The sequence below is a fragment of the Microbacterium sp. RURRCA19A genome, assembly GCF_900156455.1.
Lineage (GTDB): Bacteria > Actinomycetota > Actinomycetes > Actinomycetales > Microbacteriaceae > Microbacterium.
Window position 1 is genome coordinate 1,072,806 of sequence record NZ_FTNQ01000001.1, and the last position, 23,850, is coordinate 1,096,655.

A 23,850-nucleotide genomic window follows, 5' to 3' on the forward strand; every position below is an offset into this window, starting at 1 on the left:
GAGCAGCCGTGTCCGCACCCGAGAACTGGCGTTTCGAAACCAAGCAGATCCACACCGGGGCGCAGCCCGACCCGGTGACCAAGGCTCGTGCGACGCCGATCTACCAGACCACGTCGTACGTGTTCGACAACGCCGACCACGCCGCGAACCTGTTCGCGTTGGCCGAGTTCGGCAACATCTACACCCGCATCCAGAACCCCACCCAGGACGTCGTCGAGCAGCGCATCGCCGCGCTGGAGGGGGGCACCGGAGCCCTCCTGGTCGCGAGCGGTCAGGCGGCGGAGACGTTCGCGGTACTGAACATCGCCCAGGCGGGCGACCACATCGTCTCGTCGAGCTCCATCTACGGCGGCACGTACAACCTGTTCAAGTACACCCTCGCCAAGCTCGGCATCGAGACGACCTTCGTCGAGAACCAGGACGACCCCGAGGCATGGCGCGCGGCGGTCCGCCCGAACACGAAGCTCTTCTTCGCCGAGACCATCGGCAACCCGAAGATCAACGTCCTCGACATCCGCACGGTGGCCGACGTCGCGCACGAGAGCGGCGTGCCCCTCATCGTCGACAACACGATCGCGACCCCCTACCTGATCCGCCCCTTCGAGCACGGTGCCGACATCGTCATCCACTCGGCCACCAAGTTCATCGGCGGACACGGCACGACCATCGGCGGCGTCATCGTCGACGGTGGGAAGTTCGCGTGGTCGGAGAACGTCGAGAAGTTCCCCGGCCTCACCGAGCCCGACCCGTCGTACCACGGCGCTTCGTACACGACGGCCGTCGGCGATGGGCTGGCGTACATCATCAAGGCCCGCGTGCAGCTGCTGCGCGACCTCGGTGCCGCCATCTCGCCGCAGAGCGCGTGGCTGCTCATCCAGGGCCTCGAGACCCTGTCGCTGCGCATCGAACGTCACGTGCAGAACGCGCAGGAGATCGCCGAGTGGCTCGAGTCGCACGACGACGTCGCGAGCGTCAACTACTCGGGCCTTCCCACCTCGCCCTGGTACGCCGCGGCCAACAACTACGCTCCCAAGGGCGTCGGTGCGGTGCTGTCGTTCGAGCTCAAGGGCGGAGTCGAGGCCGGGCGCGAGTTCGTGAACTCGCTCGACCTGTTCAGCCACCTGGCCAACATCGGCGACGTGCGCTCACTCGTCATCCACCCCGCCTCGACGACGCACTCGCAGCTCACGCCCGAGCAGCAGCTCACCTCCGGCGTCACGCCGGGCCTGGTGCGCCTGTCGGTGGGTCTGGAGAACATCGCCGACCTGAAGGCCGACCTCGACCAGGCCCTCGCCGCCGCGCGCCGCCTGTCCGAGGCCGCCCGCGCCTGAGCCACCCCTCGACGCCCCGATCCGGTCCGCCGGGTCGGGGCGTCGTCGCGTTCGCTCGCGGGGTACGCACGGGAGGAGATTCGGCGACCGGAGGATGCCACACCGCCCCTGCATCCTCCCCTCCGCGTTTCTCCTCCGCTCGCCGCCGGTCTCGCGCGGTCAGGCCTTCTGCCGGGGGCGAAGGCTGCCGAGGCCGCCGTCGACGCCGAGCACCTGGCCGGTGATCCAGGCGTTGGCCGGGTCGAGGAGGAACTCCACCGCGCGTGCGACGTCGTCGGGCTCGCCGAGCCGGCCGAGAGGATGCATCGCCTCGGACACCTTGCGCGACGTTTCACTCGCCGTGAGGCCCTCGGTCAGCCGCGTCTGCACCAGCCCCGGCGCGACGGCGTTGACACGCAGGTCGCGGGCGGCGTAGCTCGCCGCCGCCGAGAGGGTCAGGCCGATGACCCCGGCCTTCGCCGCCGCGATGGCGTCGTGGTTCGACAGCCCCGCCAGCGCCGCGGCCGACGACGTGAGGACGACGGACCCTCCGCGCAGGTGCTTCCCCGCCGCCCGCACCGCCGCGAAGGACGTCGTGAGCGAGGCGGCGACGATGTCGTCGTACTGCTCGCGCGAGGTCAGGTGCGCGGGCTTGAGCAGCATCGACCCTGCGAACACCGCGATGCCGTCCAGGTCGCCCGCCTCCGCCACGACCCGGTCGACGGCGTCGAAGTCGGTGGCATCCAGGATCATGTCGGGCTCGATCACCGACGTGTCGCGGGCGGTGGTGATCACGCGGTGGCCGGCGTCGCGCAGACGCCGGTCGGTGGCGGCGCCGATGTCGCTCGAGGCCGCGATGAGGAGGAAGTTCGCCATGCCGGGATTGTCTCCGTCGGCTCGGAACGCACGCGGGGGCTGGACAAGCCCGTAACAGTCGGTATGCGCCGTCCCCGACCCGGGAGAATGGATGCCATGGACTGGCAGATCTCCGAAGACACGGTGCCGTCGGCGCCGATCACGGAGGCCGACGCGCGGTCCCTCCTCGGCCGGCCGCCCGCGACCGGCGCCTGGCGCGACGGCGACCCCGTGGGCGAGCGGCGCTTCGCGGCGTTCGGGGAGTTCCGCACCGAGAACGGTCAGAGCCTCCCCGGCTTCCGCCTGGCGTACGAGACGTGGGGCGCGCTCTCCCCCGCGCGCGACAATGCGGTGCTGGTCCTGCACGCGCTCACCGGCGACAGCCACGTCCGCGGCGCCGCAGGCCCCGGTCACCCCACCGCGGGATGGTGGGGCGACCTCGTCGGACCGGGGGCGGCGATCGACACCGACCGCTGGTTCGTGATCGCCCCGAACATGCTCGGTGGATGCCAGGGCTCGACGGGACCGGCGAGCATCGCCCCCGACGGCTACGAGTGGGCCGCGCGCTTCCCGTACCTGACGATCCGCGACCAGGTGGGTGCGCAGGCGCTCCTGGCCGATGCGCTGGGGATCCACCGCTGGGCCGCGGTCGTCGGCGGCTCGATGGGCGGGATGCACGCGCTGGAATGGGCGGTCGGTCACCCCGATCGGGTCGCGCGCGCGGCGATCCTGTCGTCGCCGCCGATCACCACCGCCGACCAGATCGCGCTCAACACCGTGCAGGCCGACACGATCCGCATGGACCCGCGGTTCGCGGGCGGCGCGTTCTACGACGCTGCGGACGGCGACGGCCCGCACCGCGGCCTCGCCCTCGCCCGCCGCATGGCGATGCTGAGCTACCGCAGCCCCACCGAGCTGAACCAGCGGTTCCAACGGTCGTGGCAGTCGGGCGTCAGCCCCCTCGGTCGCGGCGGACGCTTCGCGGTGGAGTCCTACCTCGACTTCCACGGCAACAAGTTCACGCGACGCTTCGACGCGAACAGCTACCTCACCCTCGTCGAAGCGATGAACTCCCACGACGTCGGACGCGACCGCGACGGCGTCGAGGACGCCCTGCGCCGCGTCACGGCCACGACCCTGGTGCTCGGTGTCGACACCGACCGCCTCTTCCCCGTCGACGGGCAGCACCGCATCGCCCGCGGCATCCCGAACACCCTCGACGGAGACCAGGCCGTGGTCCTCACGAGCGACTTCGGGCACGACGGCTTCCTCATCGAGACCGCCGCGGTCGACCACCACCTGCGGCGGCTGTTCGCCGCCTGACCGGGGATGCCGCGGGCCTGGCGCTCCCCGGCACGCGCCGGCCCCACCCGCTGAGTGTCCACAACACGCGGACGCGAGCCCGTGGCATCCGCGTGTCCTGGACACCGAAGACGGCGCCGCGCGCCGGACACCGCGCGAGACGGCGTGCCGATTCAGCCCTGCGTCGGGATCGATCCCGTGATGGCGGTGGTCGCGGCCTCGGCCGCCGGCATCCGGTGCGCGGCGTGACGACCGCTGCGGTCCTCGACGCGATAGGAGATCAGGGCGACGATCAGACCGGCGAAGGCGAGCAGAGCACCCACCCACGCGGGCGCGACGAACCCGAACCCCGCGGCGATGACGAGACCGCCGAGGAAGGCGCCGAGACTGTTGCCGATGTTCAGCGAGGAGTGGTTGAGCGCGGCCGCGATCGACTGGTTGTCCTCCGCGACGTCCATGAGTCTCGTCTGGATCGCGGGGCTCAGCGCCGAGCCGCAGAACGCGACGAGGAACGCGAAGGCCACGAGGCTCACCACCCACCCGGCCGTCAGGGCGAGGCCCACGGACGCCACGCCGAGCGAGATCAGGCCGACGCGCAGCCAGAAGCGCAGGTCTCTGTCGGCCAGGCTCCCGCCGATCACGTTGCCGAAAGTCATCCCCAGACCGACGATGACGAGGACGAGCGAGACGACCCACTCCGGCTGACCGGCGACCTCGGTGACCATGGGCGCGATGTAGCTGTACATCGCGAAGAAGCCGCCGAACCCGATCGCACCGATGCCGAGCGCGAACCAGACCTGGCCCAGGCGGAAGACCCGGAGCTCGTCGCGAAGCCGGCGTCCTGGCATCCCGGGATGGGCGGGGACGAACAACGCGATGCAGAGCGTCGCGAGCAGGAAGATGCCGGCGACCACCGCGAACGCGGCGCGCCACCCGACCTGCTGGCCGAGGAGCGTGCCCAGCGGGACGCCGACGACGTTGGCGATCGTGAGACCGGTGAGGACGAACGCCACGCCCTTGGCGCGGTTGCCGGGGCCCAGCGCGTCGGCGGCGACGAGTGCGCCGATGCCGAAGTACGCGCCGTGCGGGAGCCCCGCGAGGAAGCGGGATGCCGCGACCAACTCGAACGTCGGGGCGATCACCGTGAGCAGGGTGAAGAACGCGAGGGCGGCGGCGAGCACGATCATCACGCGGTGCCGCGGGAACCGGGCCACCGATCCGGCGATCGTCGGCGCGCCGACGACCACGCCGAGGGCGTAGAGCGACACGAGCCACCCCGCCTGCGCGATGGCATCGTCGGGGGACGCCGCCCAGGCGGAGGGAAGGAGGTCGCGCGCGATGTTGGGCAGGAGGCCCATCACGACGAACTCCGTCATGCCGATACCGAAGCTGCCGATGGCGAGAGAAAGGAGCGCCCGCTTCGCCGCGCCCTTCGAGGTCGTCGAAGAGGTCACTCCGTGATGGTAGTCGCCCGCGCCCGGCCGTGTCGAATCGATTCGGCGCACCGCGTGTCGGGCTCCCGAGTGCGTCGATAAACGCCATCCACGACCAGAAACGGCGGGAGAGCGCGTGTCTCGTCGTGAATCGCGTTTATCGGGATGCCAGGGCGCAGCGCCGGACGGACGCGACACCGGCGCAGCCCGGCGCCCGGCCCGCGGCGGGATGCCAGGGCGCAGTGCCGGACGGACACGACCCGCCGGGAGGAGCCCGGTGTCCTCAGGACGCGTCGTCGATCGCGCGCTCGAGGCGCTCGATCTTGCCGTCGATCTCGCCCGTGCGCCCGGGGCGGATGTCGGCCTTCAGCACGAGCGAGACGCGGGAGCCGTAGGGCATGACCGCGTCCGTCGCGCGCTTGACGACGTCGAACACCTCGTCCCACTCCCCCTCGATCTCGGTGAACATCGAGGTCGTGCGGTGGGGAAGCCCGGAGGCGCGGACGACCGCCACCGCGGCGGCGACGGCGTCGTGCACGGATCCGTCGGCGTTCTCCGCGGAAGCGGTGCCGACGCCGGAGGGGGCGACCGAGAAAGCGATGAGCATGCGAGAGAGGCTACTTCGCGACGGCACGGGAGGGAACGGAGCGCCGCCCGAGCACCCACTCGCGCAGGTCGGCGGGGCGCGCGACACGGTGCGTGGGCGCCCGAAGGACCCGGACGATGGCCCAGACCATCAGCACGAGACCGAGGAGGTTGCGCACCTCGAGCAGGAACACCGGGAAGGGCGCCGGGTGAGTGGCCATGAGCCCGTCGTAGACGAGCGGGTAGACCCACTGCGTCACGCCCGCGATCACGAGGGTCAGCGCGGCGAAGCCGTACCAACGGCGCCGGTCCAGGAGGAGCCCGATGACCACCGGGGGGAACAGCCACACGTAGTACTGCGGCGACCCGACCTTGTTGAGCGCGATGAACGCCGTGACCAGCGCCAGAGCCAGCGGCGGGAACACGCGGAGGAACGTCGCGCCGAGCCACATCTTCCGGGCCCCGACGATCAGCACGGCGAGCATCACCAGCAGCATGATCGGCGTCATCGCGGCGATGACGACGTCGGCGCCCGGACCGGTCACCTGGAAGGTCAGCACCGTGCCGTCGTAGTACACCTCGGAGCCGGGGACGTAGAAGGAGGCGAGGAACATGTACAGCCCGCCGACCGGGGCTTCCATCTGGATGCCGCGGGACGTCTGGTCCCCGACGAAACCGAAGACGTACGGCGCGCCGCCGAGCGCGACCACCGGGATGATCGTCGCGAGCGAGACCGCGATCGCACCCCACACCAACGCCAACCGACGACGTACGGCGACGACGCCGGCCGCCAGAATCGCCGCGGGCCACACCTTCATCCAGATCGAGATCGAGAGCAGCACGGATGCCACGAACGGGCGGCGCACGAGCCAGATGCCGCCGAGGATCGCGAACGGGACGGTGATGCCGTCGATGCGGTAGATCCCCACGGGCCCGATGAGCAGGATCGCGGCGAGCCAGAACCAGGCGGCGAGGACGCGGCCGCGCGAACGGCCGGAGCCCACGAGCACCACGAAGGCGACGAGGTTGGCGAGCGAGACGGTGAGCGCCCACGCCGGGGTGTACGAGATGGCCCAGGCGAACAGCCACGCGAACGTCATCGGCAGGAAGGCGAGCTGCGGGTAGATCCACTTCTCGGTGATGCCGGGCCACTCCCACCCGACCGACCGGGTGCAGGACGACACGTCCACACCGCCGAACAGGGCGCAGCGCGACCACGGTTCGTACACCAGATACACGTCGCCCATGGGCTCGTTGGGCTGTTGGAAGCCGAGAATCCCCACGGTGACGTGGACGGCGACGAACGCCAGCAACAGAACGACGACACGCCTCACCACCGGATCATCCTAAGCGGGCGTGCCTGAGCGCCTCGGACGCCGGATGCCGTCGAACGCCCGCTCACCCCGGCCCCGCGGGCACGAGCCCGGCAACCGTTATGCGATCGAGTCCCTCAGCCGGTGGCGAGGGCGCCGGCGATCACCCCCGGCACCGCCTCCGCGACGTCGAGGGCGGTGATCGGACCGCCGGAGCGCCCGTGCCGGTCGGCCGCGGCGGTGCCGGCGGTGCCGTGCACCCAGGCGGCCGTGGCGGCGCAGGCCGCCAGGTCCTCGAGGGCCGTGTGCCCCGCCGCGGCCGCCCCGGCGACGACCGCGCCCAGCACACCGCCCAGGACGTCGCCCGTGCCGGCGGTCGCCAACCACGGCGTGCCCGTCGAGATGCGCCGCGCCCACCCGCCCGGCGCCGCGACGATCGTCACGGCGCCCTTGGACAGGACGACCGCGCCGAGCGCCTCGGCGGTCTCGGCCGCCACCCGCTCGCGCTCGTCGTCATCGGCGGCGTCCACGGCGTCGAGCCCCAGCGCCACGCGGAGCTTCGCCAGTTCCCGCGCATGCGGCGTCACGATCACCGGGGCCGACGCCGCCGGGACGAGATCGAGCGCCCCGGCGTCCGCCACGACCGGCACGTCGCCGGACAGGATGCCGCGGAGTGCCGCCGTCTCCGCGGCGTCGCGCTCGGCGGCATCCGTGCCCGATCCGATGACCCACGCCTGCACCCGGCCGTCCGCGGTCACGGTCTCGGGCCGTCGCTGCAGCACCAGGTCCTGCGCCCGCGCGGGCCCGAGGTAGCGCACCATGCCGGTCCCGGTGCGCCAGGCGGCTTCGACACCGAGCACCGCCGCCCCGGGATACCGGGTCGATCCGGTGCGCAGCCCCACGACCCCGCGGGAATACTTGTCGTCGGCGCCGGTTGGCCTCCGAAGTGTGCGGGCCGCTTCGTGCCCCGTCCAGTCCCTCGCCGTCATGGCGTCACCCTAGAACGAGAGAGGTCGACGTGAGCACCCTCTTCACTCCCCTGACCGTCCGCGGTATCGAGATGCGCAATCGCCTGTGGGTCTCGCCCATGTGCCAGTACAGCGCCGTCGACGGCATCCCGAACGACTGGCACCACGTGCACCTCGCCCAGTTCGCCGCCGGTGGCGCCGGCCTCGTGATCGCCGAGGCCACCGCGGTCTCACCGGAGGGACGCATCTCCCCCGACGATGTCGGGCTGTGGAACGACGCGCAGGTCGAGGCCTGGACGCCGATCGTCGCCGCGATCTGCGCGCGCGGTGCGGTCGCGGGCGTGCAGCTCGGTCACGCGGGACGGAAGGCCTCGACCACGTCGCCGCTGACCGGGGGCCGGGGATCCGTGTCCGTCGAGGACGGCGGCTGGACGACCGTCGCCCCGTCGGCGCTCGCCTACCCCGGCTTCACCGAGCCCCGAGAGCTCGACGCCGCGGGCATCGAGAAGGTCGTGTCCGATTTCGCGGATGCCGCCCGCCGCGCGGTCGCGGCCGGCTTCGAGGTGCTCGAGATCCACGCCGCCCACGGCTACCTGCTGCACCAGTTCCTCTCGCCGCTCAGCAACCACCGCGACGACGAGTACGGCGGGTCGTTCGACGGACGCGTGCGCCTGCTCGAGCGCGTGACCGCGGCGGTGCGTGAGGCCGCGCCCGACGCGGCGGTGTTCGTGCGGTTCTCGGGCACGGATGCCGCGGACGGCGGCTGGGACATCGACGACACCGTCCGCGCGGCCCCGCGCGTCGCTGTGGCGGGCGCCGACCTCGTCGACGTCTCCAGCGGCGGGCTCGTGCCGCACCAGAGCATCCAGCCCGGCCCGGGATACCAGGTGCCGCTGGCGGAGAAGGTGCGCCGGGAGACCGGCATCCTGGTCGCCGCCGTCGGCATGATCGACGACGCCCGCCTGGCGGACTCGGTCATCGCGGAGGGGCGCGCCGACGCGGTGCTCTCCGCCCGCGAATGGCTGCGCGACCCGCACTACGCGCTCCGCGCCGCGGTCGAGCTCGGTGCCGAGGTCCCCGCCCCGGCGCAGTACCTGCGGGCGTACTGAGCGCGCCTACTCAGCACCCCGGATGCCACGCCCCGCCGTCAGACGTACCGGCGACGGGCCGTGGCATCCTGCACTTCGCCGACGAGCTCCTCGATGACGTCCTCAAGGAACAGCACCGCGCGGACGTCGCCGCTCTCGTCGCGCACCTGCGCGAGGTGCCGGCCCGAGCGCCGCATGAGCGCGAGAGCGTCCTCGAGGTCGGTCGACTCGAGCACCGAGACCATGTGGTGGATGCGCTTGGCCGGGATGGGCCGCGCCATGTCGGCCTCGTCGTCCGGACCCTCCGCGACGCGCAGGACGTCCTTGAGGTGGACGTACCCCGTCGGGTGCCCGTGCGCGTCGACGATCACGTACCGCGAGTATCCGTGCCGGGCCACGGCCCGCTCGATCTCGGCGGGGGTCGTGTGCTCGGGGAGCGTCACCAGTTGCGCCATCGGCACCGCGATGTCGGCGGCCTTCTTCTCGGTGAACTCCACGACCGCCGTGACCGTGCCGGCCGCGTCGTCGAGCACGCCCTCGCGGCGCGACTGATTCACGATCGTGGCGACCTCGTCGAGCGTGTAGGTCGAGGTCGCCTCGTCCTTCGGCTCGACCCGGAACAGGCGCACGATGTGGTTCGCCGTCCAGTTCAACGCCACGATGATCGGGTAGAACGCCTTCGACACCGCCACGAGAGGCGGAGCGAGCATCAGCACGGCCCGGTCGGGCAGCGAGAACGCGAGGTTCTTCGGCACCATCTCTCCGAACACGACGTGCAGGTACGACACCAGCAGCAGTGCGACGACGAAGCCCGCGACGTCGACCGCCGCCTCGGAGAGGCCCGTCAGCCCGAGCGGTTCGGCGAGGAGGTGGTGGATCGCCGGTTCCGAGACGTTCAGGATCAGCAGCGAGCAGATCGTGATGCCGAGCTGGCACGTCGCGAGCATGAGCGTCGCGTGCTCCATGGCGTACAGCGCGGTCTTGGTCGACCGCGACCCGCGCTCGGCGAGCGGCTCCACCTGCGAGCGGCGCGCGGAGATGACGGCGAACTCCGACCCGACGAAGAAGGCGTTGGCGACCAGCAGCACCACCAGCCAGGCGATTCCGGCCCAGTCGCTCATCGCTGGTCACCCCCCTGGGCGGCGCGCACGAGGTCGGCGACGTTCTCCTCCGGGGGAGTCGGGGTGAACTGCACGCGGTCGACGCGGCGACCGTCCATGCGGTGGACGGTGAGGAGGCCGTCCTCGACCTCGACGGTGTCGCCCACCTTCGGGATGCGTTCGAGCTCGGCCATGAGGAATCCCCCCACGGTGTCGTAGACCTCGCCCTCGGGCACGCGCACCCCGGCGCGGTCGAGGAGCTCGTCGGGTCGCAGATCGCCGGGGAAGGTGAGGGATGCCGCGGTGCGCACGACGCCCGCGCGCGAGCGGTCGTGCTCGTCCAGCACCTCGCCGACGATCTCCTCGACCAGGTCCTCGAGCGTCACCACACCCGCGGTGCCGCCGTACTCGTCGACGACGATCGCCATCTGGTAGCCCCGCGAACGGAGCTCGGCCACGAGGGTGTCGAGGTGGACCGTCTCGGGCACGCGGAGCGGTTCGGTCGCGAGGGCGGCCACGGGGACGTCTCCGCGGCGATCGCGGGGCACGCCCACGGCGGCCTTGAGGTGCACGACGCCGATGATGTCGTCCATCGACTCGTCGTAGACGGGGAAGCGGCTGTGCCCGGTCCGGCGCGCGAGCTGGATGACGGCGTCGGTGGGCTCGCCCGCGGCGAGCGCGTGCACGCTCGGCCGGGGCGTCATGACGTCGGCGGCGCTCAGCCGGGCGAAGGTGAGGCTGCGATCGAGGAGCGAGGCGGTGTCCTTCTCGAGCATGCCGGCGCTGGCGGAGCGCCGGACGAGGCTCGACAGCTCCTCGGCCGTGCGCGCGCCGGACAGCTCCTCCTTGGGCTCCACGCCGACCGCCCGCAGCACACCGTTGGCGCTGCCGTTGAGGACGGCGACCGCGGGGCGGAACACCATCGTGAAGGCCACCTGGAAGGGCATGACGAGTTTGGCCGCCTGACGCGGGACCGCGAGGGCGAAGTTCTTCGGCACGAGCTCGCCGAGGATCATCGACAGGATCGTCGCGATCGCGATGCCGAGGACGGCCGCGACCGGACCGACCACGGCCTCGGGGATCGACCACGAGAGGAACACCGGCCGCAGGAGGTTCGAGATGGCCGGCTCCATCGTGTATCCCGTGAGGAGCGTCGTGAGGGTGATCCCCAGTTGGGCGCTCGAGAGGTGGGTCGAGGTGATGCGCAGGGCGTCGATCGTCAGCGACAGCCGGGTCTCGCCCGCCGCGCGTCGCGACTCGAGGTCGGCGCGGTCCAGGTTGACCAGCGCGAACTCGCTCGCGACGAAGAGTCCGGTGCCCACCGTGAGAAGCAGCCCCACGCCCAACATGACGTAATCCATCACGCGTCACCCCCGCTCGGCGCGGGAGAGGGTCGTCGGGGCTCGGGTCTACAACTGGGAGGGTCGTCCATCGTGCCCCCGATTCTAGGGCCTCGCGCACCCACGGGCACCGGCCCGACGGCATCCGTTCCGACCCTCCAGGATGGAGGGATGGATGCCACCCTCCCGGCGCAGCAACGCGCCGCGGCCGCCGAGGACGCGGTGATCGCCGCGTACGTGCACCGGTACGGCCCGGTCGCGTGGGCCCACGCCGCGACGGACGGCGACGGCGCCCGCACCTGGCACTACTGGTGGCATGCGCATCTCGTCCACGTGCTGGCCGAGGCCGAGCGGCATCGCCCGTCGAGCGCCCGGCGTCGACGGATCGCCGGCCTCCTCCGGGGGGTCACCCTGCGCACCGCGGGGACCTGGATCACCCCGTTCTACGACGACATCGCGTGGATGGGGCTCGCCCTGGCCGAGACGCGCCCGCACGGCCGCGCCCGCGCGCGCATCGCGCGAGTGCTCGCCGGGGCCGTCGACCCCGCGGTGGGGGCGCTCCCCTGGCGCACGCGCAGCGATCTGTTCAACGCCCCTGCGAACGGACCGGCGGCGATCGTGCTCGCCCCCAGCCGCCACCGCGATCTCGCCGACCGACTGGCCGCGTGGATCGCCGCGGTCCTCGACGATCCGGCGACGGGGCTCGTCCGCGACGGCATCGAGCACGGCGTCGTCCGTCCCGACCTGTGGACCTACAACCAAGGTGTCGCGATCGGGGCCGCCCTCGCGCTCGACGACCCGGAACGCGCCGGCGCCGTGGTGCGCGCGGTCGAGCGCTGGTGCGCGCCCGACGACGGCCTGTTCCCCGCCGCGGGCGGCGGAGACGGCGGCCTGTTCGCCGGCATCCTGGCCCGCTACCTCGGTCTCGCCGCGGCCCGGCTCGACGGGGAGGACGCCGACCGCGCGCGCCGCCTGATCGGTCGCAACGCCGACGCGCTGTGGGAGATGCGGCGCGGCGGGTTCTTCCCGGCCGACCCGCGCCGGCCCGCGCTCCCCTCCGGGGACGATCGTGACCTGTCGGTCCAGGTGGGGGCGTGGATCACGTTCGAGGCCGACGTCACGGCCTCGGCGGGCCTCACCAGCTGACCGGCAGCGCCTTGCCCTCCTCGTAGCCGGCGGCCGACTGCAGTCCGACCCGGGCGCGTTCGCGGAACTGGTCCACCGTCGCCGCTCCCGCGTAGGTGAAGGACGACCGCACGCCGGACGTGATCATGTCGAGCAGGTCTTCGACTCCGGGGCGCTGCGGGTCGAGGTAGATGCGCGACGACGAGATGCCCTCGGCGAAGAGCTCCTTGCGGGCGCGTTCGAAGGCATCGAGCCCCTGGAAGCGGCCCTGCACCGCCTTGGTGGAGGCCATGCCCCACGATTCCTTGTAGATGCGCCCGTCCTCGTCGGTGCGGAGCCGCCCCGGGGACTCGATGGTGCCGGCGAACCAGGAGCCGATCATCACCGACGCCGCCCCCGCGGCGAGCGCCAGAGCGACATCGCGCGGGTAGCGCACACCGCCGTCGGCCCACACGTGGGCGCCGGCCGCGCGCGCGGCCTCGGCCGTCTCGAGCACGGCCGAGAACTGGGGGCGTCCGACGGCGGTCATCATGCGCGTCGTGCACATGGCGCCGGGACCCACACCGACCTTCAGGATCGTGGCTCCCGCCGCGGTCAGATCGCGCACGCCCTCGGCGGCCACGATGTTGCCCGCGGCGATCGGGAGCCCGAGGTCGAGCGCCGCGACCTCGCGGAGCGCCCGCAGCATCTGCTCCTGATGACCGTGGGCGGTGTCCACGACGAGGACGTCGACCCCCGCCGCGGCGAGTGCGCGGGCCTTGCCCGAGACATCGCCGTTGATCCCGACGGCGGCGGCGACGATGAGCCGACCGTCCGCATCGACGCCCGGGCGGTAGACCGAGTCGCGCAGGGAGCTGCGTGCCGAGAGGGTGCCGACGATGCAATCGCCGTCCACGACCGGGACGATGTCGGCCGTACCGACGAGGGCGAAGACCTCGTGCGGGTCGCCGACGCGCTCGACCTCGACCAGCGGGGCGTCGGTGCGGGCGATGTCGCCGAGGGTGGCATCCGGGAGCGCCGTCGCCAGGCGCGGAGCCGGGACGATCCCGCGGTAGCCGTCGAGGGGCACGTCGCCGCCCTCGCGCTGCTCCGCCACCACGATGCCGCGCCCGGGAACCGCGGGGAGCACGAGGCGCGCCTCGGCCACCGTCGCGGACGGCGGGAACACCAGGGCCGCGTCCCACCGGACCGGTTGCGCCTTGACCCACTCCACGGCCTCCACCAAGCGCGGCAGCGGCATGTCCTGCGGCAGCACACCGAGACCGCCGCGCCGCGCGAGCGTCGCCGCGAGCCGCGGCCCGGTGACGGAGTTCATGTTCGAGGCCACCAACGGAAGGGTCGCCCCGCTCCCGTCACCGGGCGCGAGGTCCACTCCGAGCCGGCTGCCGACCTCGGAATGGCGCGGAACCAGGAAGACGTCCGAGTAGGTCAGGTCGACATCGGGCTGTGCGCCGGAGAACTCCATGGCATCCACCTCACCACATCCGATCAATGGCAAGACCCCCGAGGGCGCCCAGGATCCTCGGCTAGGCTGGAGAGAGTGCGCAACGAGGACGACTGCGTGCATCCACAGGAATCTTCATCGAGGAAAGCAGGCGATCGACTGTGTCGAGCCAGGTGACGGGCGTCGGTACTTCGAGCGAGGGCGAGTTCGGCGCGAACGAGTGGCTCGTGGACGAGCTCTACGAACAGTTCAAAGTCGACAAGCACTCCGTAGACAAGGCCTGGTGGCCGATCCTGGAGGCGTACCACCCGGTCGTCGACGGATCCGCCGCGGCCGCCCCGCCGCCCTCCCCCTCCCCCTCCGCGCCGGCCGCGCCGACGGAGCCGAAGCCCGTGACGGCACCCATTCCGGTGGTCGGTCAGGCGCCCGTGGCCCGCACCACGTCGACGCCGGCCAAGCCGCAGCCGATTCCGGCGCAGGCCCCCAACGCCGTTCCCTCGGCGAACGCCGAGAGCACCGAGGAAGACCGCGTCACCGTCCTCAAGGGCATGCCGAAGGCGCTCGCGAGCAACATGGACGACTCGCTCACGGTTCCCACCGCGACGAGCGTGCGCACGATCCCGGCGAAGCTGATGATCGACAACCGCATCGTCATCAACAATCACATGTCGCGTACGCGCGGCGGCAAGGTCAGCTTCACGCACCTCATCGGGTGGGCGCTCATCCAGGCGCTGAAGGAGTTCCCGAGCCAGAACGTCTACTACGCCGAGATCGACGGCAAGCCCTCGGTCGTGGCGCCCGCGCACATCAACCTCGGCATCGCGATCGACATGCCCAAGCCCGACGGCTCGCGTGCGCTCCTCGTTCCCAGCATCAAGCGCGCCGACACGCTGTCGTTCGGCGAATTCCTCGCCTCCTACGAAGACCTCGTGCGCCGCGCGCGTTCGAACAAGCTCACGCCGGGCGACTTCCAGGGCACGACGATCTCGCTGACGAACCCCGGCGGCATCGGAACCGTGCACTCGGTCCCCCGCCTCATGCGCGGCCAGGGCGCCATCATCGGCGCCGGTGCGCTGGAGTATCCCGCCGAGTTCCAGGGCGCGAGCGAGAAGACGCTCAACGAGCTCGCGATCGGCAAGACGATCACCCTCACCAGCACCTACGACCACCGCGTCATCCAGGGCGCCGGTTCCGGCGAGTTCCTGAAGAAGGTCCACGAGCTGCTCATCGGGCAGCGCGGCTTCTACGACGACATCTTCGCGGCGCTGCGCATCCCCTACGCGCCGATCCACTGGGCCGCCGACATCAGCGTCGACCTCTCCGAGCGCATCGACAAGAGCGCCCGCGTGCAGGAGCTCATCAACTCGTACCGCGTGCGCGGCCACCTGATGGCCGACATCGACCCGCTCGAGTACGTCCAGCGCACGCACCCCGACCTCGAGATCGAATCGCACGGGCTCACCTTCTGGGACCTGGACCGCGAGTTCGTCACCGGAGGCCTCGGCGCCAAGCGCGTGGCGAAGCTCCGCGACATCCTCGGCGTGCTGCGCGACTCCTACTGCCGCACGCTCGGCGTCGAGTACATGCACATCCAGGACCCGACCCAGCGCCAGTGGTTCCAGCGCAACGTCGAGGTCAAGTACACCAAGCCCGGCCACGACGAGCAGCTGCGCATTCTGTCGAAGCTGAACCAGGCCGAGGCCTTCGAGACGTTCCTGCAGACCAAGTACGTCGGGCAGAAGCGCTTCAGCCTCGAGGGCGGCGAGTCGCTCATCCCTCTGCTGGACCAGATCCTCCAGGGCGCCGCGTCCGCGGGTATGGACGGCGCCGCGATCGGTATGGCCCACCGCGGTCGCCTGAACGTGCTCACCAACATCGCGGGCAAGACGTACGGTCAGGTGTTCCGCGAGTTCGAGGGCGCCGTCGCCGTCGGCAGCAAGCGCGGCTCGGGCGACGTGAAGTACCACCTCGGCACCGAGGGCACGTTCATCGGCGACTCCGGCGACGAGCTGCCGGTGTACCTCGCCGCGAACCCGTCGCACCTCGAGACCGTCGACGGCGTGCTCGAGGGCATCGTCCGCGCCAAGCAGGACCGCAAGCCCATCGGCACGTTCTCGTGGCTCCCGATCCTCGTGCACGGCGACGCCGCGTTCGCGGGGCAGGGCGTCGTCGTCGAGACGCTGCAGATGTCGCAGCTGCGCGGCTACCGCACCGGCGGCACGATCCACGTCGTGGTCAACAACCAGGTGGGCTTCACCACCACTCCGACCGACGCGCGCACCTCGGTGTACGCCACCGACGTCGCCAAGACGATCCAGGCTCCGATCCTGCACGTCAACGGCGACGACCCCGAGGCCGTCGTCCGCGCCGCCGACCTGGCGTTCCTCTACCGCGAGGAGTTCCACCGCGACATCGTGATCGACCTCGTCTGCTACCGCCGCCGCGGTCACAACGAGGGCGACGACCCCTCGATGACGCAGCCGCTGATGACGAACCTCATCGAGGCCAAGCGCTCGGTGCGGCGCCTGTACACCGAGTCGCTCGTCGGCCGCGGCGACATCACCGAAGACGAGTACGACCAGGCGAAGCAGGACTTCCAGAACCGCCTCGAGGTCGCCTTCGCCGACACCCACGCCGCCGAGACGGGGTCGACGCCGGTGGTCCAGGCCGACGCCTCCGACGAGCCGGTCGTGGGCGCACCCGAGACCACCGGCGTCTCCCGCGAGGTCGTGCACCACATCGGCGACGCCTTCGTCAACAAGCCCGACGGCTTCACCGTGCACAACAAGCTGCAGCAGCTGCTCGACAAGCGTTTCGACATGAGCCGCAACGGCAACATCGACTGGGCCTTCGGCGAACTGCTCGCCTTCGGCTCCGTGCTGATGGAGGGCACCCCGGTCCGTTTCGCCGGGCAGGACTCGCGTCGCGGTACGTTCGTGCAGCGTCACGCGGTGCTGCACGACCGTGACAACGGCCAGGAGTGGCTGCCGCTGGCCAACCTCAGCGAGAACCAGGGCCGCTTCTGGATCTACGACTCGCTCCTCAGCGAGTACGCGGCGATGGCGTTCGAGTACGGCTACTCGGTCGAGCGCGCCGACGCGCTGGTGCTCTGGGAGGCGCAGTTCGGCGACTTCGCGAACGGCGCCCAGTCGGTCATCGACGAGTTCATCTCGTCGGCCGACCAGAAGTGGGCGCAGCAGTCGAGCGTCGTGCTGCTGCTCCCCCACGGCTACGAGGGTCAGGGTCCGGACCACTCGTCGGCCCGTATCGAGCGCTACCTGCAGATGTGCGCGCAGGACAACATGATCGTGGCGCGACCGTCGACCCCGGCGTCGTACTTCCACCTCCTGCGCCGTCAGGCCTACCAGCGCCCGCGCCGCCCGCTGATCGTCTTCACGCCGAAGGCCATGCTGCGCCTGCGCGGAGCCACGAGCCCGGTGGAGGACTTCCTCGAGGGCCGGTTCGAACCGGTGCTGGACGACGACCGCGGCCTCGACGGCAGCGCCGTGAAGCGCGTGCTCCTGCACGCGGGCAAGATCCATTGGGATCTGCGGGCGGAGCTCGACAAGAACCCGAACCCCGAGATCGCCCTGGTGCGTCTCGAGCAGTACTACCCGGCTCCCGTCGAAGAGCTGAACCGTGTGCTGGAGAGCTACCCCAACGCCGAACTGGTGTGGGTGCAGGACGAGCCCGAGAACCAGGGCGCCTGGCCCTTCATCGCGCTCGAGGTCGCCGACCAGCTGGGCGGGCGTGGCATCCGCGTCATCTCCCGGGCTGCCGCGGCCTCGACGGCGACGGGTTCGCCGAAGGTCCACGCGAACGAGCACGCCGAGATCATGAAGGCGGCGCTCGCGCGCTGACCCCCGACACGCGGAAGGGGCCCGGTCGATCGATCGGGCCCCTTCTGCGTTGTGCGTCGGGGAGGTTCAGGATGCCGGTGCGGCGAGGCCGAGGACCGGAGCGAGCGCCGGGATCGCGAAGGCAAGGCTCTTGTCGAGCGCCTCTCCGGTGTGACCCGCTCCATCGACGATGTGGGTCAGGACGGTGAATCCCGCCGCCTGAGCTGCTTGGGAGTTCGCGAGCTGGCCGGGTCCGTACGTGGTGTCGAGGCTCCCCCAGGTGAAGATCGCGGTGTGCCCGGCGTAGGTGTCCGGGGCGGCGGCGCCCATGATGACCGACGGCTTGTTCGCCTGGAAGGCGGCGGCATCGCCGGCGTACACGTCCGCCACGGTCTGGGCGACGTGTTCTGACCCCGGGAACTCGTTGCCCATCACGTCGAGCATCTGCCCCCAGGTTCCGGGATACTTCGCGCCGTACATGGCTGCGCAGGACCCGCCGTTGGAGAAGCCCCCGATGACCCAGTACCGGTGGTCGGTGACGATGTTGAGGTTCTTCTCTGCCCACTGCGGCACGAGTTGGTTGATGTAGGTGGCGACGGCGCCGTACTTGGCCGAGTCCACGCACGTGGGGTCGCGGTCGGGGGCGGTGAGCTGGTCGACGACGATCGCGATGGGCGCGAGGCCCCTGTTCGAGGCCGCGAAGGTGTCGAGGGCCTTGGCCAGCGCCGTCGGGTCCGGCGAACCGGGCTGACCCATCATGAACACGAGGAGGGGCAGCGCCGGCGGGTTCGCGACCTGCGCGGCCGGCGGAAGGTACAGAGAGGCGTCCCGTGCGGCGTACTGTCCCGTGGGGATCTTGGTGCTGCCGGTGAGGGCGCTCACCGTCCCCTTCGCGGGCATGTCGGCCGGCGGCTGCCAGGTCTGGTAGAGGGTGGCCGGGTCACCGGCCGTGGCATCCTGCTGCGGAAGGGTCGCGGGATCGAGCGCCTGCACGCCCAGGATCGCGGCGAGGTTGTGCGTCACGCCGTAGGACGCGTTCACTCCCAGCGCGGCGGCGAACAGCGACGCGAGCACGGTGATGACGCCGACGATGCGCCGCCCCCAGGGACGGCTGCAGATCCCCACGACGCCCACGGCCGCCGCGGCTACGCCGGCGGAGGCCCATGTGGCCGCGTGCACGGGGAGCGGCCCCTGGAAGACGTCGCCGCCTTCGAGGATGTGGACCACGATGTAGGTGACCAGCCCCGCCGAGACGCCGATGAGAAGAGCCCGGAGGAGATGGCGCGGGGGCCAGAGCAGGACCGCGACGACACCGACCGCGGCGATCAGGGCACTGATGAGCAGCAGCGGCGAATCGATGAGCTCGAACGCCAGGAAGAAGCGGTTCATCGACGACCTCCCCAGGCCGATCGGGCCAGGGCCACGATCTCCCGGCGCGACGCATCGGGAAGGTAGGCGCGTCCTACCGCCGCCCCGATCGCCGGGAGGTGCAGCGGGTCGCGGTACGCCAGTGCGAGTTCCCGGTAGCGCGGGCGGAACTTGCCCTTGAACCGGAACAGTGACGCGAATCCGTACGCGGGTTCGAGCACCTCCGCGAGCCATCGCAGCAGCGCCCGCAGAGCCGACGGGTCACCGTCCGCCGCCGCGTCCGGAGCTTCGGCCAGCGGAGCACCGGACAAGCTGAGCACCGACGCCCCATCCTCCTGCAGCTGCAGCGCCGCCTTGGCGATGAGGAACTCCATCATGCCGTTGGGGCCGTCGGTCCGGCGACGCATGAAGTCCAGCGTCCACCCGGTGACCGCGCCGTCGGTCCAGCTCGGCATCCAGCTCGTGACCGCCTCGATGCGGCCGTCCGGACCCACCGCGAGGAGCAGGCGGACGTCGCGGTCGCGCAGTTCGTCGAGCGAACCCAGCGTGAAGCCCATCTCGGGGAGGGCACGGTCGGCGACCCATTCCTCGTCGATCGCGACCACCTGAGAGGCCTGGACGACGGTCAGCTCACGCCATCGGGTCCAGACCGCGGTGTACCCCTCGCGCTCGGCGCGTGTCAGCGGCTGTCGCACCTTCTGCCAGGCCTTCCCCGCGAAGGACAGGCCGGCGAGATCCATCACGGTCTCCACCCCGACCGGGACATGACGCCACCCGAGGGCTTCCAGATCGGCGGCGGTGTCCTCGTGGACGCTGTAGAAGGCCGGAATCCACCCGTGCTCCACGCAATAGTCCGAGAAGGCCCGCAGCGTCTCGGGCCGACGCCCCTCGGGCGCGAGGGGGTCCGCCACCGCGAGCGCGACGTCGCCCACCAGCCGGTACGCCACGGCGCAGTCGCGGTCGTCGGAGTACCAGTGCCGGTTACCGGCCCACGTGCCGAGGAATCCGAGGGTGTCGCCGCCCCGGCGCAGCAGCTCGCGATAGAGGCGGGCGTCACCGGCGTCGGGGCGCTGCACCCGGCGGAACAGCCAGAGGATCGCGGCGATCACCACGGCCCAGAACAGCACGCCCACCCACTGGTAGGCGAACAGCGCCGGCCCGTGGTGGGGGAAGGTCGCCACCCCCGCCGGGTTCGTGTACGCCGGCGGCAGGAACCGTCGGAGAGTGAGGAGCACGAGATCCCCGACCGAGGGGTCACGGTCGAAGGAGCGACGCCCCAGCGCCTCGATCGCGAAGAACGTGGTCGCGCAGGCGACGAAGGCGACGCCGATCACCGCGCCGACGGTGCGGGCTGCGCGCGGCGTCGCCCGTACCGAGAAACGGCCGCGCGCGGTGACGAGGACCACGGCGAGCGCGAGGGGGATGACCACCGTCGCCACCGCCCACAGCACGTACTCGGCGCCGCTGCCGTCGACCCACGGATCGATGAGCAGCCGCCCGTCGAGCAGCGAGATCACGGGGATGACGGCGGTCGCCACCAACGTGAACACCGCGAGGAAGAGGGCGGAACGGCGTCCGAGACGCAGTCCCCACGCGGCCACCAGCATCAGCACGAGAGGGGTCACGGCCAGGAGTGCCGGCCCGAGTCCCCGCGTCATCAGCAGGGCGAGCTGCTCGTCGCACACCGACGACGACACCCGCGCGCACCGCGCCAGCAGCTCGTCGTCGTACTGCGTGTAGGCGTCGACGACGAGCGAGAGCGGGCCGCGCCCCCCGCCGCTGATGAGGGCGACCAGTGGCCCGCTCCCGACGACGGCGACGACGAGCGCGAGCAGGGTCCGCGTCTCCCGCGTGGAACTGCGGTGCCACGCGCGGCGCTCCCGTCCTCGGGCGAGCACTTCGCCGACCCCGAGACCGATGACCGCGGCGCTCAGGCGGTACCACGAGTCGGCGTCGCCGGCGTAGAGCGCGAACAGCGCGAGGACCGCGAAGCCGACGAGGCGCACGCGCCGTCGCCAGAGCGTCGGCGCGAAGGCCGTCGCCGCCAGGACGACGCCGGCGATCGGCGTGGTCGGATCCAGGACGGGCACCTCGGCGGCCACGACCGGACGCAGGTCGGTCACGGCCCAGGCGGCGGCGTGGAAGCCGATGCCCGTCAACAGACCCGCCAGCCCGAGGACGCCCAGGAGTAGCGCGGTCCGCCGCGACCCGAGCAGGCGCTCCGCGTAGGCGAGCACCGAGATCGCGAGGGAGGCCGAGACGACCGCGTCGATCGTGGAGTCGGGGATCACGAGAGCGGTGAGCAGCGTCCACCACCGGCCCGCCGCGAACGTCGCGAGGGGGCCTGCGCCCCAGATCGAGGCATCCTCGCCCCAGAGGGTGCCGGTCAGCGCCGCCGTCGAGAGGATGACGACCATCAGAGCGACCGAGACCGGATGCGTCGCGACGAAGCGACGGGCCGCGCGCGACAGCGCGCCGACCCGCTCCCGGGCACGTCGCGCACGCCGCGGGGCGGCGGGTACGGAGGGGGGCGCTGCGTCGGACATCGGCGGGATGCTACTCGGCGACTCTGTGGACGACACTCAGTACCAGATGTCCAGGAGCGGCGCCGCGGCCGGCGCGAACGCCCCGTCGACGGCACCGAGGTGCGCGGCCGCGCCGTGCACGAGCCCGGCCGTGGCGAGCTCGGTCGCGCGCACTCCCCCGAGGAGGAGCGACGCCAGCGAACCCACGGGCATCCGCACGTCCGGCTCGGCGTCGACGCGGTCCACGACGGCCTGTCCCGACCCGTCGATGCGGACCCGCCAGGCGCCCCCGGCGAACCCGAGCGGGTCGCTCACTCCGAAGACGAGGTCGAGGGGGCCGGAATAGCGACGGGATGCCAGAGCCCCCGGCACGTCCAGAACCCGCAGCCAGTGGTGGTCGGTGAGCGTCGCGGTGACCGCGCGCCGGTCGGAGACCATCCACTGGACCGGGGGCACGGCCGGCTGCAGCTCGGCGGTCACCCGCCCGACGAGGTCGTGCTCGAGGGCGAATCGCCACAGGGCGGCGAGCGCGTCGTCTCCGTCGGCGAAGAGCGCCCGGATCTGCAGTTCGTGCGCCGTGAATTCCTCGCGTTCGGCGATCGTGTAGACCAGGATGCCGCGCTCCACCCCCGCGGGGTCGCGGTACGCCACGGCGCGGACCTTCTTGGCGTCCGGCGCCTCGGGGGTGAGCCCGGCGATTCCGCGCCAGCGGCCCTCCCACCCGGGGACGGCGCCCGGCCGGCGCACACGCATCCGCTCGTGCACCGCGGTGATCCGCTCGGGCAGGCTCTCCCGGGGGACGAAGTCGAGGCGGCCCGGGGCGACGGGACCCGTCCAGCGCGCGCGACGCGTGTCGACCACGACGTCGGACGCCCACGCGGCCGGCGAGAACCCCCAGCGACCGTAGATCGTCGCCTCGGTGACGGTGAGTCCGGCGAGCGCGTAGCCGGCCGCGGCGGCCGTGCGCAGTTCACCCGTGAGCATCGCGGTCGCGATTCCGCGCCGACGGTGGGTGGGGGCGACGGTCACGGCGCTGATCGACCAGATCGGGAGGGTGCGCTCGGGCGACACCGTCAGCTCGCTGACCCACGAGTCCACGGTCGCGACGGGGACGTCGGGCTGGTCTCCCGCGCGGTCGAACACCCCGGTGAGCCGGCGGGCCCGCAGAGCCGAGCGCGAACTCTCGACCTGCTCGGGCGTCGGCTCCTCACCGAGGAATCCGCGCGCCACCGAGGACAGGAACGACGGGAACCCGTCTCCGTCGGGGTCGACGAGGGCGTACTCGAGCCCGGTCCGGGCCAGCGCAGCCGAGGATTCGGTGTCCAGGGGAAGGGTCGAGGTCTGCGATGGGGCCATGGACACCAGCCTACGGACGCCCGCGCTCCGGCGCCGGACGACGCGGGATCAGTGGGTGGCCTGCACGGCGCGCAGCCGTGCGAGCACCTGGTCGCGCAATTCGTCGGGAGCGGTCTCCTTGCACGCCCTCGCCACGACCTCGGTGAGGGTGCGTGCCACGAGCGCCTCGTCCTGGCATCCGGGGCAGTTCTCGAGGTGCTCGCGGATGTCGTTCTGCTCGGTCTTGCACACTTCGTTCCGGAGGTACTCCTCCAGGTCGCGCCGTGCCTTCTCGCAGCCGCAGTCGCTCATTTCTTCACTCCCGTCGCGGCCTGGATGCCGCGCTCCTTCGCGTAGTCCGACAGCAGGTCACGCAGCAGCCGCCTGCCGCGGTGCAGACGGCTCATGACCGTGCCGATCGGTGTCTTCATGATGTCGGCGATCTCCTGGTAGGCGAAGCCCTCGACGTCGGCGAGGTACACCGCCATCCGGAAATCCTCGGGGATCGACTGCAACGCGTCCTTCACGACGGACGCGGGCATGTGGTCGATCGCTTCGGCCTCGGCCGAGCGGGCGCTCGTGGCCGTGGTCGACTCGGCGCCGCCGAGCTGCCAGTCCTCGAGGTCGTCGATGGCGCTCTGGTACGGCTCGCGCTGCTTCTTGCGGTACGTGTTGATGTACGTGTTCGTCAGGATGCGATACAGCCAGGCCTTCAGGTTCGTGCCCTGCGTGAAGGTCGACCACGATCCGAAGGCCTTGACGAAGGTCTCCTGCACGAGGTCGGCCGCGTCGGCCGGGTTGCGCGTCATGCGCATGGCCGCCGCATAGAGCTGGTCCATGAAGGGCAGCGCCTGCTCTTCGAACTGCGCGCGAGGCTCCGTCGCATCTGCCGTGTCATCCATCGGTGGCAAGTCTACGTC

18 protein-coding genes are annotated in these 23,850 nt (G+C 71.5%); 5 read left to right on the forward strand and 13 right to left on the reverse strand.

Annotated features, from left to right (window positions below; translation table 11 throughout):
* Positions 1 to 8 precede the first annotated feature (8 nt).
* Entirely contained in the window at positions 9 to 1,331 is a 1,323-nt protein-coding gene (locus BW982_RS05255; RefSeq protein WP_076490971.1) for a bifunctional o-acetylhomoserine/o-acetylserine sulfhydrylase, read from the forward strand.
* Positions 1,332 to 1,490: 159 nt separating this feature from the next.
* Here the strand turns inward: BW982_RS05255 and BW982_RS05260 are convergent, their stop codons facing one another.
* Complete coding sequence (locus tag BW982_RS05260) at positions 1,491 to 2,186, reverse strand: SDR family NAD(P)-dependent oxidoreductase (protein ID WP_076490972.1); 696 nt, start codon at positions 2,184 to 2,186, stop codon at positions 1,491 to 1,493.
* 96 nt (positions 2,187 to 2,282) lie between these two features.
* Here BW982_RS05260 and BW982_RS05265 point away from each other — a divergent pair, with 96 nt between their 5' ends.
* Positions 2,283 to 3,488: a homoserine O-acetyltransferase MetX gene (locus BW982_RS05265; RefSeq protein ID WP_076490973.1), complete on the forward strand. Its 1,206-nt coding sequence runs from the start codon at positions 2,283 to 2,285 to the stop codon at positions 3,486 to 3,488.
* 152 nt (positions 3,489 to 3,640) lie between these two features.
* On the opposite strand, the gene BW982_RS05270 is transcribed toward BW982_RS05265, so the two are convergent.
* From BW982_RS05270 to BW982_RS05285, 4 genes are all read right to left on the reverse strand, one after another.
* Positions 3,641 to 4,921 carry an MFS transporter gene (locus BW982_RS05270; protein WP_076490974.1) on the reverse strand — a complete coding sequence of 427 codons (1,281 nt, stop codon included), beginning with the start codon at positions 4,919 to 4,921 and terminating at the stop codon, positions 3,641 to 3,643.
* A gap of 262 nt (positions 4,922 to 5,183) precedes the next feature.
* Positions 5,184 to 5,507: a thiamine-binding protein gene (locus BW982_RS05275; RefSeq protein WP_076490975.1), complete on the reverse strand. Its 324-nt coding sequence runs from the start codon at positions 5,505 to 5,507 to the stop codon at positions 5,184 to 5,186.
* 10 nt (positions 5,508 to 5,517) lie between these two features.
* Positions 5,518 to 6,822: a glycosyltransferase family protein gene (locus tag BW982_RS05280; RefSeq protein ID WP_076490976.1), complete on the reverse strand. Its 1,305-nt coding sequence runs from the start codon at positions 6,820 to 6,822 to the stop codon at positions 5,518 to 5,520.
* Positions 6,823 to 6,935: 113 nt separating this feature from the next.
* Entirely contained in the window at positions 6,936 to 7,787 is an 852-nt protein-coding gene (locus BW982_RS05285; RefSeq protein WP_076490977.1) for an ADP-dependent NAD(P)H-hydrate dehydratase, read from the reverse strand.
* Positions 7,788 to 7,816: 29 nt separating this feature from the next.
* On the opposite strand from BW982_RS05285, the gene BW982_RS05290 reads away from it, so the two are divergent.
* Positions 7,817 to 8,875, forward strand: coding sequence for an NADH:flavin oxidoreductase/NADH oxidase (locus tag BW982_RS05290; protein ID WP_076490978.1), 1,059 nt, complete (start codon positions 7,817 to 7,819; stop codon positions 8,873 to 8,875).
* A 38-nt stretch (positions 8,876 to 8,913) separates the two neighbouring features.
* Here BW982_RS05290 and BW982_RS05295 read toward each other — a convergent pair whose 3' ends face one another.
* Both BW982_RS05295 and BW982_RS05300 read right to left on the reverse strand, forming a co-directional pair.
* Positions 8,914 to 9,975 carry a hemolysin family protein gene (locus BW982_RS05295; protein ID WP_076490979.1) on the reverse strand — a complete coding sequence of 354 codons (1,062 nt, stop codon included), beginning with the start codon at positions 9,973 to 9,975 and terminating at the stop codon, positions 8,914 to 8,916.
* Complete coding sequence (locus tag BW982_RS05300) at positions 9,972 to 11,315, reverse strand: hemolysin family protein (RefSeq protein WP_076490980.1); 1,344 nt, start codon at positions 11,313 to 11,315, stop codon at positions 9,972 to 9,974. The genes BW982_RS05295 and BW982_RS05300 overlap by 4 nt, the downstream gene beginning before the upstream one ends.
* A gap of 150 nt (positions 11,316 to 11,465) precedes the next feature.
* On the opposite strand from BW982_RS05300, the gene BW982_RS05305 reads away from it, so the two are divergent.
* Complete coding sequence (locus BW982_RS05305; RefSeq protein ID WP_076490981.1) at positions 11,466 to 12,440, forward strand: glycoside hydrolase family 76 protein; 975 nt, start codon at positions 11,466 to 11,468, stop codon at positions 12,438 to 12,440.
* On the opposite strand, the gene BW982_RS05310 is transcribed toward BW982_RS05305, so the two are convergent.
* Positions 12,430 to 13,884 (reverse strand): GMP reductase, encoded by a 1,455-nt coding sequence (locus BW982_RS05310; protein ID WP_076490982.1) that lies wholly within the window; start codon positions 13,882 to 13,884, stop codon positions 12,430 to 12,432. The genes BW982_RS05305 and BW982_RS05310 overlap by 11 nt on opposite strands.
* Positions 13,885 to 14,024: 140 nt before the next feature.
* Between BW982_RS05310 and BW982_RS05315 the strand changes: the two genes are divergently transcribed.
* Positions 14,025 to 17,723, forward strand: a complete 3,699-nt coding sequence (locus BW982_RS05315; protein WP_083696515.1) for a multifunctional oxoglutarate decarboxylase/oxoglutarate dehydrogenase thiamine pyrophosphate-binding subunit/dihydrolipoyllysine-residue succinyltransferase subunit — start codon at positions 14,025 to 14,027, stop codon at positions 17,721 to 17,723.
* Positions 17,724 to 17,789: 66 nt separating this feature from the next.
* On the opposite strand, the gene BW982_RS05320 is transcribed toward BW982_RS05315, so the two are convergent.
* The 5 genes from BW982_RS05320 to BW982_RS05340 are packed head-to-tail and all read right to left on the reverse strand — an operon-like array spanning position 17,790 to position 23,832.
* Positions 17,790 to 19,091, reverse strand: a complete 1,302-nt coding sequence (locus tag BW982_RS05320; RefSeq protein WP_076490984.1) for an alpha/beta hydrolase — start codon at positions 19,089 to 19,091, stop codon at positions 17,790 to 17,792.
* Positions 19,088 to 21,616 carry a bifunctional lysylphosphatidylglycerol flippase/synthetase MprF gene (locus tag BW982_RS05325; protein ID WP_076490985.1) on the reverse strand — a complete coding sequence of 843 codons (2,529 nt, stop codon included), beginning with the start codon at positions 21,614 to 21,616 and terminating at the stop codon, positions 19,088 to 19,090. Before BW982_RS05325 ends, BW982_RS05320 begins: the two co-directional genes overlap by 4 nt.
* Positions 21,617 to 21,652: 36 nt before the next feature.
* Entirely contained in the window at positions 21,653 to 22,951 is a 1,299-nt protein-coding gene (locus BW982_RS05330; protein ID WP_076490986.1) for a GNAT family N-acetyltransferase, read from the reverse strand.
* A 48-nt stretch (positions 22,952 to 22,999) separates the two neighbouring features.
* Positions 23,000 to 23,242, reverse strand: a complete 243-nt coding sequence (locus tag BW982_RS05335) for a zf-HC2 domain-containing protein (RefSeq protein WP_076490987.1) — start codon at positions 23,240 to 23,242, stop codon at positions 23,000 to 23,002.
* A complete protein-coding gene (locus tag BW982_RS05340) occupies positions 23,239 to 23,832 on the reverse strand; it encodes a sigma-70 family RNA polymerase sigma factor (RefSeq protein WP_076490988.1) in 594 nt (197 codons plus the stop codon). The genes BW982_RS05335 and BW982_RS05340 overlap by 4 nt, the downstream gene beginning before the upstream one ends.
* Between the last annotated feature and the right edge of the window lie 18 nt (positions 23,833 to 23,850).